The sequence below is a fragment of the Thermalbibacter longus genome (assembly GCF_023806485.1).
Taxonomy (GTDB): domain Bacteria; phylum Chloroflexota; class Chloroflexia; order Thermomicrobiales; family Thermomicrobiaceae; genus Thermalbibacter; species Thermalbibacter longus.
This window is the reverse complement of sequence record NZ_JAMSLR010000017.1, coordinates 1-17,053: the sequence shown is the minus strand read 5'-3', so window position 1 is coordinate 17,053 and position 17,053 is coordinate 1. Positions and strand designations below refer to the sequence as shown.

The window sequence follows — 17,053 nt, the reverse complement described above, 5'->3', positions numbered from 1 at the left end:
TGTGTTGCTGCGGAGCGCAAGATCGAAAGGGGTAGATCGGTGACACTCCCACGGATTTCGGCGCAGGACCTCAAGGGCGTAATGGCATACCCGCCGACACCTGCCAAGGACAACGGTGGCGATCTCTCGGCGCGCGATACGGTCGACCTCGACGAGACCGAGCGGATGATCCGGAGCCTGCTCCACGACGGGGCTGACAGCATCGCGACCAATGGCACCCTCGGCGAGATGGGGACCCTGACGCTCGACGAGTGGAAGGCCTTCGCATCGGCTGTCGTCGAAACGGTGCGGGCCTTTAACCCCGATTTCCCCCTGTTCATCGGCGCGACGACCCTCAACACGCGCGATACCATCGATCGCATGCGTTTCCTGCGCGACATCGGGGCCGTCGGCGTCCTGCTCGGCCGACCGATGTGGTCGGAGATGACTGCTAAGACGATGATCCGCTTCTACCAGGACGTGGCGGCGGCAGTTCCCGAGCTCGCGATCTGCGTCTACGACAATACAGCCGCGTTTCGCGGCGTGATCCCGACAGAGGTCTATGCAGCGTTGGCCGACATCCCGCAGGTTGTCGCTGTCAAGTATGCCGGTGGCGCGGCGATCGGATTCCGCTATCACAACGATCTTCAGGCTGTCCAGGGGAAGATCCGTCTCTTCCCGATCGAGTGCATCTGGTTCTTTGCGTATAGCCTGTACGGTGACCAGGTTCCTGGGTGTTGGAGCACCACCGCGACCTGTGGCCCGGAGCCGGTCTTCTACCTCCGTGATGTGCTTCTCGCCAACGATTTCGAAGAAGGGCGCTGGATCGCCGAACGCATCTTGTGGGCGCACGAGCCGTTCATCGTGAGTCGCGACTTCCCCGAGTTCGCGCGGTACAACATCCAACTCGAGCGCCTGCGCTACGAGGCGGCTGGGTACATGAAGCCCGGCCCGAGCCGGCCACCCTACTACATGGATCTGCTCCCACAGGATCACGTCTCGTCCACGCTCGAGCACGTGCGCCGCTGGCAGGTCTTGCGCCAGGAGGTGCGTGATCGTCTTGCCGCACGATCCGCCGTCGTGCAGTGAGTGCAAGGCAGGAGGTGTGCACATGACTGCCCCCGTCATCCCGGACTACCTCCACCGGATGTGGGAGACGTTGCCCGAGGGGCGCATTCCGGCCAAGATCTTCAACGATCCAGCCGTTCATACCCTCGAGAAGCAACGCCTCTTCTCGCGCGCTTGGGTGTTTCTGGCTCACGAGTCGGAGATCCCACACCCCGGCGACTACGTGCTGCGCTGGATTGCCGACCTTTCGGTCATTGTGGTTCGAGACGAGCACGGGCAAGTGCGAGCATTCCGAAACGCCTGTACGCATCGCGGGAACCAGGTCTGCAAGGCCGAGATGGGCAATGCGTCGCACTTCCGCTGCTCGTACCACGGCTGGACGTTCAAGAATACGGGCGAGCTCATCGGCGTTCCGTATCATCGCGAGGTCTACCGTGGACGCTTGGACAGAGCCGAATGGGGACTACGCCCAGTCCGCATCGACACGTACGGTGGGCTAATCTTCGGCACTCTCGACCCGAACGCGGACCCGCTCGACGAGTATCTCGGGGGCTTCCAGTTCTACCTCGACTTCTTCCTGAAGCCTGGACCCGAGGGCGCGGAAGTGTACGGCCCGCCAGAGCGCTGGGTCTCCGATACGGACTGGAAGATTTGCGCCGAGAATTTCGGAGGAGACGGGTATCATACCCCGGTCGCGCACCAGTTCGGCTTTGCGCTCGGGTTCTATCCCTCGAGTGGCCGCACGCACTTTATGGGTTACGCTGTCCATATCCCCGGTCGAGGCCACTGTATCGGCATCGGTCACACGCCAGGGCTACCGCCTTTCGTCGGCTTTCCACCCGAAGTTGTCGAAGGATACATGAACGCGCTGTCCCCTGAGCAGATCAGCGTGTTCCGCGACGCCCGCATGTCCGTGGCCACCGTCTTCCCGAACCTCTCGTTCCTCATCCAACCGTTCAGTCTCGCTCCGGGCCAGCCCGGGTTGAAGTTCTGCACTATGCGACTGTGGCATCCGCGCGGACCGGGCAAGATCGAGATGTGGACGTGGTGTCTCGTACCGAAGCACATCCCCGCCGAACTGAAGCACGAGATCTACCGTGTCTACAGTCTGGCCTTCGGCGCTGCCGGGACCTTCGAACAAGACGACTTCGAGAACTGGACAAATCTCTCCCGGCAGCACGCCGCGTTCAACGCCGACAGCTTCGAACTTGCCTATCTCCAGGGGCTCGACCTGGAGCCGATCGCTGACTTTCCAGGGCCAGGGCGCGCATTTACCCCGTATGTTACGGAGATTGGTTTCCGCAACCTCTGGGGCACCTGGTTGAACTATCTGCTGACACCCCTTGGTGAGCCCGTCGACCCGGCTCGCGTGCCGCCAGCCTTCCATCCGCCGGAGACGCAACCTGTCGCTGACTAGGGGTGGTGCTGAGGCTGGTGCCAGGCCCACAGTGGAGAGGTGGAAGGCCATGACTGAAGCGGTTACGCGTTCCTCCCCAACGGTCGACGATTTGCTGCTTCACCACGAGATTTCGCAGTTTCTCTACGATGAAGCAGCACTGCTCGTCGAGCGGCGATATGACGATTGGGTCGAACTCTTCACGGATGATGCCTTGTACGAGGTGCCGATCCGCGTCACGCGGGAACGCGGAGCAGCCTGGGAGGTTTCGCCGACCGGCCGGCTGTTCGACGACACGAAGCAGACGCTGGCCGTTCGCGTCGCTCGCCTGAACACTGAATATGCCTGGGCGGAAGATCCACCTTCGCGTGTTCGTTACTATCTGTCCAACATCCGTGTTCGCCCTGCGGACCAGCAGGACGAGTACCACGTCCACTACAACGTCCTGATCTATCGCTCGCGAGGAGAGCTACCGGAATACGAGCTCTTGTCCACCCAGCGTACCGATCTGCTGCGGCGCACTGAGTCTGGCTGGCGTATCGCCCGGCGCACGATCATCGTCGACCAAAGTGTGCTGTCCGTTCGGAACCTGTCCTATTTCCTGTAGTCGGCTCGACGATCATCAGGGAGGCGTGCGATGGAGCACGAGAATCATGCCGCATGGCCAGCACTGGAACCGGTAACCGAGACGATCGTGATCAAGAACGAGTTCGCTGAAGCTCACGTCCGCAAGGTCCGGACGCGCAACGGGGAGCGACTCGAGATCCATTCTCCCAAACTCGGGTATACCATCCATCTCGACCCGTTGGAGCTCGAAGCGATTAGCTGGCAGCCCGTCGATACCTTCTCCCGGATGCTCGAAAACCCCTGGGGGCCATCGTGACAGGGCTCCAGCCGATCCCGACCGCTTCTCTGCTCGACGGTCAGGTCGCGCTGATCGTAGGCGCGACCTCCGGAATCGGTCGCGCGGTTGCGCTCGGATTCGTGCGCGCGGGCGCTTCTGTCGTCGCATTCGGGCGGGATCCGGACAAGCTCGCTGCACTACAGAATGAGGCGACGACCGATGCGCCGCTCCTCACAGTCTGCGGCTCGGCGACCGAAGTCACCGACGTGCAGCGAGCGGTCGAGTGCGCGCGCGACTCCTTCGGTAAGCTCGATACGCTGGTGTGCACTGTCGGTGTCTTCGACTATTACCGAACTATCCTCGATCTCGACGAGCGCCTGCTGCCGGAGGCCTTCTCCGAGATCTTCACGACGAACGTTTTGTCCTATCTCCTCGCCGTCCGGTGCGCCATTCCCCTGCTCCTTCGCCAGCCGAGCGCGATCGTGCTCACGCTATCGACAGCGGCGTTCTATCCCGAGGGAGGAGGGATCCTCTACGGCGCTGCCAAATTTGCGACGCGCGGTCTGGTGACTCATCTTGCCTATCAACTCGCTCCACGCGTCAGGGTGAACGGCGTTGCTCCAGGCGGTACAGTCGGAACATCGCTGCGTGGACTTCAGACATTCGGTGAGGGCCAGACCCAGGTCGATGAGCGCCCTGAGCGAGCAGAGCGCATTCGGCGCTCGGTGCCCCTGCTGGTCACACCGGAAACCTCCGACCACGTCTGGGCCTACGTCTACCTGGCGTCGCATATGTGCAGTCGCGTCGTGACGGGAACGGTCATCCACACAGATGGTGGGCGAGGCGTCGCCGGTACCGTGAAGATCGCACATCTCGCGGAGGAGGAGATGCGGTGATCGGTCGCTCGATTCGGCGTGTCGAGGACCGGCGATTCCTGACCGGCCGTGCAACCTATGTAGGTGACGTTCATCTGCCGGGCATGCTCTATGCTGCATTTCTACGGAGCCCAGTGCCCCACGGCAGGATCACGCTCCTCGACACAGCGGCCGCGGCCCGGTTTCAGGGTGTGGTCGCCGTGTTGACGGCGGCGGACATCGCCTCTCGCGTACGGCCGATTCCGCTCATACGCCGGCCTCCGACTACGCACGAAGCCTTGCCAGCGCCCCCGGTACTGGCAGATGGGATCGTACGGTACCAGGGGGAGCCCATCGCGCTCGTCGTCGCTACGTCTCCTGCTCTTGCACTCGATGCGGTCGAAGCGATCCAGCTCGAATTCGAGACGCTGCCTGCCGTGGGCTCGCTCAACGAAGCCCGGGGAGCCACCAGCCCGCTCGTGCACCCGTCGCTCGAAACCAACATCGCCTTTTCCCGGCGACTCCAACAGGGCGATGTCGAGGCCGCGTTCGCCAAGGCGGCTGTGCGCGTTCGGCAGGAGATGCGGAACAATCGCGTGGTGCCGAATCCACTCGAGCCACGTGGGATGGTTGCCGACTATGATCCAGCTCGCCAGACCTTAACCTGCTGGCTCTCGACGCAGCGCCCCCACCATACGCGCTGGTTCCTCGCAGAGATCCTCGGTCTGCCCGAACAAGATATCCGGGTCATCATGCCCGACGTCGGAGGGGCTTTCGGTGCGAAGGAACCGATGTACCCCGACGAAGTGGCGGTGGCCTACGCGAGCATGGTGCTCGGTGCTCCGGTGAAGTGGATCGAGACGCGAAGCGAGCACTTTCTGGCCACCACGCACGGGCGTGATCAGCTCGCCGATCTCGAGATCGCTGCTGACCGCGATGGTCGGATACTCGGACTACGCGGCGAGGTGTGGCTCAACCTGGGGGCATACCTCTACCCGAATACCTCGGGAGTTGTCCTCGCTCGCACGCTCCCGTTGCTGAACGGCTGTTATGCCATACCCGCCGTCGATGTGACCGGGTACGGCGTCTTCACCAACACCGTGCCGACGGGCCCATATCGCGGTGCGGGGCGGCCGGAAGGGATCTACTTCATCGAGCGACTGATCGACATGGTAGCGACCAAGCTCGAGATGGATCCCGTGGAGATCCGACGCCGGAACTTCGTACCGCGCGGTGCGTTCCCTTTCACTACCGTAACTGGGTTGACCTACGACTCCGGCGATTACCACGTCATGCTCGATCGCGCGCTCGAGCTTGCGGATTATGAGGGCCTTCGAGCTGCACAACGCGAGGCGCGGGAGCAGGGGCGGCTTCTCGGTATCGGTATCGCCGCGTATGTCGAACTCGGCGGAGCGACACCGTCCACTGCAGCCGCGATGGAAGGCTCGTCCCCGTTGTGGGAGAGCGCGACCGTGACAGCAGACCCTTCGGGCGGCGTAACGGTTCGGGTCGGGACCGCGGGGCACGGGCAGGGGCACGAAACGGCTTTCGCGCAGATCGCCGCCTCGGTGCTCGAGCTGCCGATCGAGTCGTTCCGAGTCGAGTTCGGCGACACAGCAACAGCACCTTTTGGGTTCGGCACGTTCGGCACGCGATCGATGACGATCGGCGGCTCGGCGGTGTATATCGCTGGGCAACGCCTCCTCGACCGCGCTAAGCGCATCGCGGCTATCCTCCTGGAGTGTACTCCCGAGGACGTGGACTACTGCCAGGGGACCTTCACGGTCCGCGGCTCGCCGATGCGGAGCGTTGGCTTTCAGGAGGTCTGTTCAGCAGCCTACTATTCCGCTGCGGTCCATCAGCAGGGAGAATCACCTGGCCTGACCGTCCAGGTAACCTACGACCCGCCGAACTATACGTATGCCGCTGGTGTCCACCTAGCGGTTGTGGAGATCGATCCCTCGACCGGTGAAGTTCACCTGCGGCGTTACATTGCCGTCGACGACTGCGGTCGTGCGATCAACCCGATGATTGTCGAGGGGCAAGTGCACGGCGGAGTCGCGCAGGGCATCGGCCAAGCACTGTTCGAGCATGCGGCATATACGCCACAGGCCTACTTCACAAGTCCCTCGTTACTCGACTACGCGCTTCCCAGGGCTAGTGCCCTCCCAACCATCGAGACCGCACTGTACGAGTTTCCCTCGCCGTCCAACCCGCTCGGGGTGAAAGGCATTGGCGAAGGGGGCGCGATCGCCGCTCCGCCAACCATCAGCAACGCGGTGCTCGACGCGCTTCGCCCATTCGGTGTAGTGCACCTCGATATGCCACATACCGCTGAACAGCTTTGCCAAGCCATTGCCTGTATGCAAACCGAGCGAGAAGGAGGCACAGGTGAGTGATCGGCAGTTACAGATCCGGAAGCTGTACACCATCGTTGACGAGACGCATAGCACGCTCGGTGGGGCAGACGCGAACGGGCCGCTGCGTCGGGTAGCAGCTTGCGCGGTGATCACGAATCCCTACGCAGGGCAGCCTCTAGCCGACGACCTGTCGGCGCTCATTCGGCCATCAGGTGAGCTTGGTCGCATTCTCGGCGAACTCGCGCTCGAGTGTCTCGGCTGCCCCGCTGAAAGCTACGGCAAAGCGGCGATCGCTGGTATGGCCGGGGAACAGGAGCACGCGATTGCCTGCATCACCTCGGTCTTCGGCGACGCCCTGCGCCAGGCACTCGGAGGCGCGCGGGCGTGGATTCCATCGAACAGCAAGGTTGGCCCGCCGGGTACAGCGATCGATGTCCCTCTTGCGTTCAAGGACGAACTATGGGTACGGAGCCACTACGACACCCTTGAAGTCCGCGTGCCAGACGCACCGTTGCCAGATGAGATCGTCGTCGTCGTTGTCCTCGCGAATCGCGGACGCCTGCACGCTCGGCTCGGCGGGCTCTCGAAGGAAGAGGCGCTCGCGCGCTTGCAAGCGCAGCGCACGTAGCGCGGGGAGTGGTGGGAATGAAGATCGCCATCACCAACGTGGGCACGCTCTTTACCGGCGTATTCGACAAGCCCATCGACCGAGAGAGCGATACGCTCGTCATTGAAAGCGGAATTGTGACGGCCGTTGGTTCCCGTGACCAGCTCGCTGGCCACATAAGCGAGGCTGACCAAGTTATCGACGCCAACGGCATGACTGTCGCGCCGGGGTTAATCGATTCGCATTGCCACGTGGTCATCGGCGACTATACCCCTCGCCAGAAGACGGTGGATTTCTTGGAGAGCTACGTCCATGGCGGCGTTACGTCTGTCGTGTCGGCGTCCGAGGTGCATGCCCCCGGTCGGCCACACGACCGCCACGCGGTGAAAGCGCTGGCCGTCGCAGCCTACCACTGTTACGCACACTTCCATCCCGCAGGCATGAAGGTTCACGCGGGCAGCGTGATCCTCGAGCCATCGCTGACGGAGGACGACTTTCGGGAGCTGGCCGAAATTGGCATACGCCTGGCGAAGTTCGGTTTCGGTGATTATGCCGACCCGATGGACGGCGAGCCCCAAGTGCGCTGGGCCAAGCAGCACGGTATGGTGGTGATGTCTCACTGCGGGGGAGCCAGCATTCCCGGTTCACAGCCAATTCTCGCGCGCCATCTCATGCACCTTCGGCCTCACGTCCTCGGTCATATCAACGGTGGGCCGACCTCGCTCCCGGACGAGGATGTCGATACTCTCGTGACTCGAACCGACATGGCTTTGCAGATCGTGCAGGCTGGGAACCTGCGGTCTGCGCTGCGTATCGTCAATCTTGCGCGCGAAACCGGCAACCTGCACCGGGTCATCATCGGCACCGACACGCCGACCGGCACAGGCGTCATGCCGCTCGGCATGCTGAAGACCATCGTCGAGTTGTCCTCGCTCGCGGACTTCGAGCCTGAGGTCGTCTGGTCATTCGCCACGGGGAACAATGCAGCCGCATATCGACTCCACGCGGGGGTTCTCGAACCGGGCTATCCGGCCGATCTCGTGGTGATCGACGCGCCATGGGGGTCTGTGGCCCGCGATGCACGTTCCGCGATTGCGCGTGGCGATATTCCAGGAATCGCAGCGGTCGTCATCGATGGCCAGTTACACACGTTGCGTAGTCGAAATACGCCGCCATCGGTGCGTGAGGTCCACATCCAGCATCGAAGGGCAGCAGCATGAGCGTCAAGACGGCAGGGCAGTTCAAGTACATCGAGCTTACTCGACAAGGGCGTAGTGCGATTGTCCGCCTAGCTCACCCGGAAGACAGCAACGCGCTCAGTACAGCGTTGCTCGCCGAGCTCGCTCAGGTACTCACCCTGCTCGACGATGCCAGCGTGCTGCTACTGTGCGCCAGTGGGCCGGACTTCAGCCTCGGTCGCCCGCCGGCGTCGTACGGTGAGCCGCTGTCCAGCCTGCAGCAGGCCTACCAGCTCGTAGTGACGTGTAACGAACGACTCGCCAGTTTCCCCGGTATCAGCATATCGGCAGTGCAGGGTCGAGCGATCGGTGCTGGTTGCAGTCTCGCCTGCCGGTGCGACCTGGTGCTTGCCGCGGAAACAGCTCGCTTTTCTTTCCCCGAGCTGCGGAAGGGGGTGCCCCCAGTCATCGTCGCCGCGTACTACTCGAAACGGCTGCCGTGGCGTGCGTTTCTCGATATGGTCTTGACCGGCCGCGAGGTTCCGGCGGACGAGGCGGTCCGATTAGGACTCGTATCGCGTGTCGTCCCTGATCACGTGCTTGACCGTGCTGCAATCGAACTCGCAGGTGACCTCGCGGCGTACGATCCGAATCCTGTACGCCAGCTCAAGACCTTTCTTCGCGATAGCGAGAGTCTTACCGCGCAACACGCCAACCGCCTGGCTCTCAGCGCTCTACTCGACAGCTTGGCGCGGCAACAGGACATCACCGCGTCTGGAGGTGGGGAATGACCACCTCCACCGTGTTGCTATCCCGAGACGGCGCGGTCGCGACGCTCACGCTCAACCGCCCGGAAAAGCTCAATGCCCTGAATGTCGAACTGGTTACGGATCTGCGTGACGCGCTAACCGAAATCGCGCAGGATAAAGGCATTCGTCTTGTCGTCGTGCGCGGAGCGGGACGCGCCTTCTGTGCTGGCCTCGACCTCGACATGATGGCCGAGGTAGGGATGCCCCCTGAGTTCTACCCGATGCAGGAACAAGCGTTCCGATTGATCGAGACGATGGACAAACTCGTCGTCGCGGCCATACACGGCTACTGCCTCGGCGGCGGTGTCCAGCTCGCGATCGCGTGTGACTTTCGAATCGTCGCCGAGGGTGCTGTCCTGGCACTGCCGGCCATCAACGAGGGGCTCTTCCCTGGAATGGCTCCGTATCGACTCCCGCGCCTCCTCGGGCTCGGCCTCGCCCGGCGGTACGTCTTGTTGGGCGATCCGATTCCGCTTGCCGAGGCAGAACGTGTCGGCCTCGTCGATTGGATCGTCCCCGAACTTGATGGTGCCGGGGAGTTCGAGCGCATCATCGAGAAGCTGCTTGCCATTCCGTTCACCGCGGCGGTGCATGGCAAGCATTTGATGCGCACCGCGTTCGAGACGCCGTTCGGCCTTGCCTTCGACGATTCGCGATATCGATTGGCGCTCTGTCTCCAATCGGCAGATGTCCAGCGAGCAAGCGAAACATGGCGTGCGCGCAAGGTTGAGCGCACCCACCAGCGTTCGCCGGATGGAGGAGGAAGAGGAGATGGCATATGACCAGCCAGCGCGTAGCCCAGCCCGCTGCCACAGCGCGCCCGCGCGCGGCGAGCGTTCCGGCACTCCTTCGCCGCGTTCATGCCCCCACGATTCTCGTGCTCATCCTGCTGGTGGTCGCCTGGGCCATCATCGCGGCGCGCACGAGCCCCTATGTCCTTCCTTCACCTGAAAAGGTGGGGCGCACGCTCCTCGATCTGGCACGCTCGGGTGACCTCTGGGCCCACGTTGCAGCCACGCTGTATCGGGTCACTGCAGGCTTTTTGCTCGGTACGGCACTCGCTCTCGTCCTGGGCTTGCTCGCCAGCTCCCGCCAGACCGCCCGAGGGGTGCTACGCGACATCAACGCCGTGCTCAATGCCACCTCGGTCTTCGTCTGGATCGTGCTCGCGCTCATTTGGTTCGGCCTAACCGATCGCGCGCCGATCTTCACCACGCTGATGATCACCATCCCGGTCCTCTTGAGCAACGTCTTCGAGGGAATTGACAACCTCGACCGCAAGTTCCTCGAGATGGCGCAGGTCTATCGCTTCGGCCCGTACGCCACGTTTTTTCACATTACCGTGCCATCACTGGTTCCGTATCTCTTCGCAGGGATGCGTGTCGCTTTCGCGTTAGGCCTGCGCGTCTCCGTGGTCGCTGAGATCTTCGGTGTGTCGACCGGGGTTGGATACATGATGAACTACGCGCGCGACACGCTCCGCACGGACGCGGTCTTCGCATGGGCGGTCGTCCTGATTCTCATGATGCTTTTGCTCGACAACCTCGTGTTCGCTCCGCTACTGCGGTGGCTGACGCGGTGGCGTTAGCGGTGGTCTGGCAAACGACCCGGTGGACGGGCTATCGAGTGCGATCCGTCCTCCCTGTCGTTGAACCCCAAGCTGGTGGTGTGTGGGCGATGAGAGGCGTAGCTGTAGAAGGAGGAGAGACCATGGCCACACGGTACACGCGTCGCCAATTCCTGATCGGCACCGTATCGGCTGCCGTCACCTCGCTGCTGATCTCCGCGTGTCAGTCGGAAGAGCAGCAGCCGGCGCCGACTGCTGCTCCGGCTGCGACCCCGACGCAGGCTGCGGCGGCCTCACCGACTCAGCCCGCGGCCGCAACAGCGACCCCGGCGGCCACACCGACGGTCGCTCCAGCCGCCAGCCCGACCATGGCGCAGCGGCCCGACCGGACGTTCCGGTTCGCCTATCTCCGGCTCGGTTGGGCGGGCTGCGAAGCCATCGATGACCTCGGCTTGCTCAGCGCGCGTGGCTGGAAACTGGAGTGGAACCGGATCGATCAGATCAGCGCGCTGGCGAACGCCTTCGCAGCCGGCCAGGCGGACATCATCGACATGTCCGTCGTGATCGCCGCGCAGATGCACGAGCAAGGAGTACCGCTCAAGATCTTCAGCGCGGCGGTCGGGACACTCGGTTCGATCCTGGTTCGCCCGGGGCTTGGCGTCTCGGCTGTCCCCGATTTGCGTGGCAAGCGAGTTGGAGGCATTCCCGGTGGGACGACGACGCAAGACATTAACGCGATGGTGCGTCGACTCTACGATTTCGACCTCTTGACCGATACAGAGTTCATTCAGGCCTCGACTCCTCCGGATGCGGTCAATCTCTTGATCAACGGGAACGTCGACGCACTGCTCATGTGGGAGCCGACGGTCTCGCGGCTGACCAACTCCGGCCAGGCGGAGATCCTCGTCACGCAGCAAGAGCTTTGGAAGCAGGTCTCCGGCAGCGACACCCCGCAAGTGCACGTGATCTACATGACCTCGCCGGAGCTCGCTGACGAGTACCCCGAGCTCATGCAAGACATCATCGCGGCGCAGGAGGAAGTCGCCGAGCTCTGGCAGGCAGGGGATGACAAGGCCGTCCAAGCGTTTGCCAACGTTACGGAACTGCCACCGGACGTCATCAGCACCGCGCTCTCGCGGACGACGCCGCTAGCCGGATTGAGCAAGGATCTGCAGGACACCATTCTGATGCAGCTCAAGTTCAATCGCGAATCCGGTGTGTTGCTCCAGAGCGACCTCTGGCTGAATGCCGAAGAGGCTCGCGCAGCGCTCTTCTGGGAGCCGTAGACAGGCTGCCGGGGCCGGCTGGAGGTCTTGCAATGCACCTGCGCGAACGATCGCTCAACGAAGTCCTGCTCTCCCGCCTGCAGCAGGGTGCCGAGGAGCCGCTCCTTACCTGGCACGAACGGGTCATTACCGTCAGCGAAGCCGTTGCCAACGTCGCTAGTCTTGCCCAGTACCTGAGGAAGGAGATTGGCGTCGCTCCTGGATCGCGCGTCGCTGTCCTCGCGCTCAATCGGCCTGAGACGCTGCTGCTTCTCTTCGCGGCTGCGCATATCGGTGGCATCGTGGTATTGCTCAATACACGCTACTCCCCTGCCGAAGTCGCCGCCGTCCTCGAGGATGCGTCGCCGTGTGCCCTCTTCTACGACACGGCCACGCAGGCGCTCGCAGAGGCGGGAGCAGCGCAGTTGCGGTCATCGTTCCACATGGTGCCTGTTGATGACCTCGCTCTACAGCCGGCGCTCTCGGTGCAGGAAGCAGCGCAGGAATTGCAACACCCAGCGGGGGATCTTGCCACTCCAGTGTTGATGCTCTACACCAGTGGCACAACGGGGGCGCTGAAGGGGGTTCCCCTGACACAGGGGAACCTCCTTGCCAATGTTGGCCAGATCGGTGCTGCTATCACACCGCCGGCGAAGGCCGAAGCCCTCGTGGTCACCCCGCTGTTCCACGCTGCCCTCATCCCCTCAGCGCTTGTTCCACTGAGCCATGGCTTGCCGCTCGTCGTCTGCGAACGTTTCTCTCCCGCTGAGGCAATCGAACTCCTCGCGACGCGATCAATCGCTTGGACGGTGATGGTACCCACGATGATTCAGGCGTGCCTGGATCTCCTGGGTGGTGATCGACTCCCGTCCGGGGACCACCCGCGGTTCATCTACTACGGTGCCTCACCCGCCCCACGCGCGCTGATCGAGGAAGCGATGCGAGGTCTCGGTGCGCAGCTCATCCAGTCTTACGGACTTACCGAAGCGACCCAGGCAGTGACTGTTCTTTCGCCGCACGATCACCGTGTCGGGCTAGCCGATGCGCCGCACCTGCTCCGCTCAGCCGGACGCCCGCTGCCCGCGACCGAGCTCGCCGTTTGGAGCGGTGACGGCACGCCGCTTCCGTCTGGTCAAGTTGGAGAGATCGTTGTGCGCGGCCCGCAGGTGATGGGGGGCTACTGGAACCGTCCGGCAGAAACCGCGCAGGTCCTGGTGAATGGCTGGCTGCGAACGGGCGATGCCGGTTTCCTCGACGAGCATGGATACCTCTACGTCACCGACCGCATCAAGGACGTCATCATCTCGGGCGGTGAAAACGTGTTCAGCCCGCGCGTCGAGGACGTCGTACGGAGTCACGCCGCGGTACGAGAAGTGGCCGTCGTAGGGTTGCGCCATGCCGTTTGGGGAGAAACTGTCCATGCGGTAGTGGTGCTTCGCCCTGGCTTCACTGAGACGCCCGAGCTCGCGGCCGATATTATCCAACACTGTCGCAATCACCTGGCGGGCTTCGAAATCCCTCGTTCGATCGAATTCGCTTCCGAGTTACCGAAGAGCGCGACCGGGAAGATCCTGAAGCGGTTGCTCCGTGAGCGTGCGCCAGAGACGATCGCAATCGCCTGCGACCTGCGTGTTCCTTCAGGTCCAGCCGATAGGCGCGAGAGGAGATAGAGCGATGCCGGTGGCCCAGTCCCAGCAAGCGAGCACGATCGCGCTCGCCGTTGAAGATCTTCGAAAGACCTTTCTCGTTCCGGTCATCGATACCCTGTCGTTCCAGGTTCGCGACGGAGAGTTCGTGTGCTTGCTCGGTCCCAATGGGTGTGGCAAGACGACGCTGCTCCGCGTCATCGCCGGAATCGAGGGTGCCGATTCCGGAGCGATCTACCTGCATGGATCGAAGCTCGAGGGGAGGCAGTCCGCTGACCATCGCGTCGGATACGTCTTCCAAGAGCCACGCCTCCTGCCCTGGAGGACGATCGCCGGGAACGTTGCGCTGGCTGTCGAGCGGGTTTGTCGCAGTAACCGGCAGGACGCAGTGGCGACAGCGCATCGCTACCTGCGTCTCGTGGGGCTCTCTGGCTTCGAGGACTATTTCCCGAACCACCTATCGGGTGGCATGCAACAGCGCGCCTCGATCGCCCGGGCACTCGCCGTCCAGCCAGAGCTGCTGCTGATGGATGAACCTTTCAGCGCGCTCGATCCGGAGAACCGTCGAATCCTCCAGGACGAGCTCCATCGCATTTGGCGCGAGACTGGCGTCACCATTCTCTTCGTCACACACAATGTCGATGAGGCCCTCCGCCTCGCGACGCGTCTCCTGGTGCTCAGCGCGCGCCCGACCCGCATCTTGCTCGATGTATATCCCGAGAACATCCGTGACCATGAGGAGCTCAAGCGGCAGGTGCTCGATATCTTCTCGGAACAGGTTCGCATTCAGCAGGGGCTTGTGAACGCATCGTCCTGACGGTGGCCTCTACGAGACGAAAGGTGTGGTGAAGTGCCACAGGTATACGAAATACTCGCTGACCGCCTCGTCCAACTCGGCGTCGACACCTTGTACGGAGTCGTGGGTAGCGGCAACTTCTTCGTTGCCGAAGCGTTACGCCTCCGTGGCGTCCGGTTTATCGCCGCTCGACACGAGGCTGGGGCGGTCGCAATGGCCGATGCATGGGCGCGGGTTACGAACCGCGTCGGTCTCTGCACTGTGCACATGGGGCCGGGCTTCACCAACACGCTGACACCACTGGTTGAGGCCGTCAAGGCTCGTACTCCGCTCCTCTTACTGACGGCAGAAGTGTCCCGTGGTGCAATTCACTCCAACTTCGCCATCGACCAGGAAGGAATCGGTGCGGCTGCTGGCGCTATTCCGGAACGCCTGCACACACCGGAAACGGCGCTCGCGGATCTCGAGCGGGCCTGGCGCCGAGCGCTCCTCGAACGTCGCCCCGTGGTACTGCTGATGCCGCAAGATATCCAGGTCGCCGAGCTCGAGCTCGTCACACCACTCCTTAGTTCGTTTCCGAGCCTGTCCAACGCGCCGGATATCGAGACGCTGGCTCACCTGGCTGACCGGCTGCGCACGGCCCGTCGGCCGCTGATCCTTGCAGGACGAGGCGCAGTCATCTCACGAGCTCGGGCCGAGCTCGAACGGCTCGGCGAGGCCGTTGGCGCCCTGTTGGCGACCACAGCCAACGCGCATGGCCTGTTCGCCGGCAACCCGTGGAATCTCGGTATCGCGGGTGGCTTCTCGGCCCCTGGGGCTGTCGAGCTTATGCGCCAGGCCGATTTGATCCTCGCGATGGGAGCGTCGCTGACGGCGTGGACGCGGCGTCACGGGAGACTGTTCGACCCGAGGGCTGAGATCGTTCAGGTGGACATCGATCCGGGCGCCATCGGTGCTCGTTATCCGGTCGCGTTCGGGTGCGTCGGAGATGTCCGCGCGACCGCGAGTGCGCTGGCAAACCTCTTGTCACCGGCGCAAGAGGGATGGCGGACGCCCGAAGTGGCGGAGCGCGTCCGTCGTTCCACATGGCAGGATACGCCGTTCGAAGACAAGTCCACTGCGGACCTCATCGATCCGCGCACAGCCTCGAAGGCGCTCGATGAACTCCTCCCTGCCGAGCGCGTTCTGGCGATCGACTCAGGGCATTTTATGGCCTATCCAATCATGTATCTGACCGTACCCGACGAGCGAGCCTTTGTCTTCACTCAAGCGTTCCAGTCGATCGGGCTCGGATTGCCGACGGCAATCGGAGCCGCACTAGCGTGTCCGGATCGTGTCACGATTGCCGCAGTGGGCGATGGGGGACTTTTCATGTCTCTCCCGGAGCTCGAAACGGTCGCGCGTCTGAAGCTGCCGCTCGTTGTTATCGTGTACAACGACTGTGCCTACGGTGCCGAGGTGCATCACTTTGCCCCAATGGGCTACGACACCACCACGGTGACCTTCCCTGATATCGATTTTGCCGCGCTCGGCCGCGCACTCGGGATGACAGGTCATACCGTTCGTTCCGTCGCGGACTTGTACGCGTTGGGACAAGTCCTGCGTGATCGGGATCGCTATCCAATCGTGCTAGACATGAAGGTCAACCCGGCGGTGCGCGGCGACGAGTGGTTCGATCTCGCGTTCCAAGGACACTGAGACCAATGCGACAGGAAGGAGAGGAGATGCGTCCCTGGCTTCACCATGTCGAAGTGCGCGTTCCTGACCTCCAAGCCGCGCTAGCATTCCATCAAGACGTACTGCAACTGACGCTCGTCGAGCAGCAGGACGATACCGCTTACCTTGCCTGCGGTCACGACCCGTCAATCGACCTCTGCCTCTCGTCGGGTGGAACCGGTCTCGGTCACGTGGCCTACGCCGTTCCGGACGCCGAAACGCTCGCCGCGTATGCAGAACGTTTGAGCCAGAACGGCGTGCCCTATATCCACGTTACTGATGCTGAACCCGGTATCGCTGCCGCTGTCCGGTTTTCCTTACCGTCTGGGCACGGAGTGGAATTCGTCGTCCCCACCCCGATTTCCGCAGCTTCATACTCGTACGCTCACCCTGCTGTGCGGTGCTTTCCAGAAAGCCGCTCGTCGCTTCTGCTCGACCTGGACCACGTTACGCTTCGCCACACGGATGTGCAAGCTGTCGCTTCCTTTCTCCGCGATGTTCTCGGCTTCCACCTCCCAGATGTACGCCTAACCGGAGATGGGCGGTGGCGAGGTGCCTGGTTGCATTTGACCGATCAGCACCACGACCTCGCAGTTCTTCTGGGCAACGACGGGGAAACGCTCGATCACATCGCTTTTCGCGTCGCTGGCATCGAAGCCATGAAGGCGTTCGCCGATATGCTCGCGGCACAGGGGGGAAAGGTCGAGGTTGGCCCGGGACGCCACAGTATCGGAGGCAACCTCTTCATGTACTTCTGGACCCCGGACGGTAATCGGTACGAGCTGTCCGCGGAGATGGCACTTGTCGCTAACCGTGCTGCTCCGACAACGTTCTGGGGAGACAGTCCGGATCTCTTTTCTCCATGGGGCATTCGACCACCCGAATCGTTCCGGAAAGGTTCCTGACCATCGAGGAGGGAAGAGGTGAGCGAGATACCAGGTGAGCGGGACGTCTACGACGTCACGATC

At 62.8% G+C, this 17,053-nt stretch carries 16 protein-coding genes; all 16 read left to right on the top strand.

All coding sequences use genetic code 11. The annotated features are described in order from the left end of the window. Nucleotides 1-39 precede the first annotated feature (39 nt). On the top strand, nt 40-1,068 hold the full coding sequence (locus tag NET02_RS15370) for a dihydrodipicolinate synthase family protein (RefSeq protein ID WP_284058314.1): 1,029 nt from the start codon (nt 40-42) through the stop codon (nt 1,066-1,068). A gap of 22 nt (nt 1,069-1,090) precedes the next feature. Then, the gene (locus tag NET02_RS15365; protein WP_284058313.1) at nt 1,091-2,464 is read left to right on the top strand and encodes an aromatic ring-hydroxylating dioxygenase subunit alpha; all 1,374 of its coding nucleotides are present in this window, start codon (nt 1,091-1,093) and stop codon (nt 2,462-2,464) included. A gap of 49 nt (nt 2,465-2,513) precedes the next feature. After that, on the top strand, nt 2,514-3,050 hold the full coding sequence (locus tag NET02_RS15360) for a 3-phenylpropionate/cinnamic acid dioxygenase subunit beta (protein WP_284058312.1): 537 nt from the start codon (nt 2,514-2,516) through the stop codon (nt 3,048-3,050). A gap of 30 nt (nt 3,051-3,080) precedes the next feature. Continuing rightward, nucleotides 3,081-3,326: a dihydrodiol dehydrogenase gene (locus tag NET02_RS15355; protein WP_284058311.1), complete on the top strand. Its 246-nt coding sequence runs from the start codon at nt 3,081-3,083 to the stop codon at nt 3,324-3,326. Further along, nucleotides 3,323-4,183 carry an SDR family NAD(P)-dependent oxidoreductase gene (locus tag NET02_RS15350; protein WP_284058310.1) on the top strand — a complete coding sequence of 287 codons (861 nt, stop codon included), beginning with the start codon at nt 3,323-3,325 and terminating at the stop codon, nt 4,181-4,183. The genes NET02_RS15355 and NET02_RS15350 overlap by 4 nt, the downstream gene beginning before the upstream one ends. Continuing rightward, nucleotides 4,180-6,540 carry a xanthine dehydrogenase family protein molybdopterin-binding subunit gene (locus NET02_RS15345; protein WP_284058309.1) on the top strand — a complete coding sequence of 787 codons (2,361 nt, stop codon included), beginning with the start codon at nt 4,180-4,182 and terminating at the stop codon, nt 6,538-6,540. The genes NET02_RS15350 and NET02_RS15345 overlap by 4 nt, the downstream gene beginning before the upstream one ends. Next, complete coding sequence (locus NET02_RS15340) at nt 6,533-7,129, top strand: amino acid synthesis family protein (RefSeq protein WP_284058308.1); 597 nt, start codon at nt 6,533-6,535, stop codon at nt 7,127-7,129. Before NET02_RS15345 ends, NET02_RS15340 begins: the two co-directional genes overlap by 8 nt. Nucleotides 7,130-7,146: 17 nt before the next feature. Then, nucleotides 7,147-8,328 carry an amidohydrolase family protein gene (locus NET02_RS15335; RefSeq protein ID WP_284058307.1) on the top strand — a complete coding sequence of 394 codons (1,182 nt, stop codon included), beginning with the start codon at nt 7,147-7,149 and terminating at the stop codon, nt 8,326-8,328. After that, nucleotides 8,325-9,077: an enoyl-CoA hydratase/isomerase family protein gene (locus tag NET02_RS15330; protein ID WP_284058306.1), complete on the top strand. Its 753-nt coding sequence runs from the start codon at nt 8,325-8,327 to the stop codon at nt 9,075-9,077. Before NET02_RS15335 ends, NET02_RS15330 begins: the two co-directional genes overlap by 4 nt. Continuing rightward, nucleotides 9,074-9,877, top strand: a complete 804-nt coding sequence (locus NET02_RS15325) for an enoyl-CoA hydratase/isomerase family protein (RefSeq protein WP_284058305.1) — start codon at nt 9,074-9,076, stop codon at nt 9,875-9,877. Before NET02_RS15330 ends, NET02_RS15325 begins: the two co-directional genes overlap by 4 nt. Further along, nucleotides 9,874-10,683: an ABC transporter permease gene (locus NET02_RS15320; protein WP_284058304.1), complete on the top strand. Its 810-nt coding sequence runs from the start codon at nt 9,874-9,876 to the stop codon at nt 10,681-10,683. Before NET02_RS15325 ends, NET02_RS15320 begins: the two co-directional genes overlap by 4 nt. Nucleotides 10,684-10,805: 122 nt before the next feature. Next, on the top strand, nt 10,806-11,948 hold the full coding sequence (locus tag NET02_RS15315; protein WP_284058303.1) for an ABC transporter substrate-binding protein: 1,143 nt from the start codon (nt 10,806-10,808) through the stop codon (nt 11,946-11,948). Between the two features lie 32 nt (nt 11,949-11,980). Then, entirely contained in the window at nt 11,981-13,597 is a 1,617-nt protein-coding gene (locus tag NET02_RS15310; RefSeq protein ID WP_284058302.1) for a class I adenylate-forming enzyme family protein, read from the top strand. A gap of 4 nt (nt 13,598-13,601) precedes the next feature. Continuing rightward, entirely contained in the window at nt 13,602-14,390 is a 789-nt protein-coding gene (locus NET02_RS15305; protein ID WP_284058301.1) for an ABC transporter ATP-binding protein, read from the top strand. Nucleotides 14,391-14,423: 33 nt separating this feature from the next. Next, nucleotides 14,424-16,067, top strand: coding sequence for a thiamine pyrophosphate-binding protein (locus NET02_RS15300; protein ID WP_284058300.1), 1,644 nt, complete (start codon nt 14,424-14,426; stop codon nt 16,065-16,067). Nucleotides 16,068-16,093: 26 nt separating this feature from the next. Beyond that, nucleotides 16,094-16,990, top strand: coding sequence for a VOC family protein (locus NET02_RS15295; RefSeq protein ID WP_284058299.1), 897 nt, complete (start codon nt 16,094-16,096; stop codon nt 16,988-16,990). The last annotated feature ends 63 nt before the right edge of the window (nt 16,991-17,053 follow it).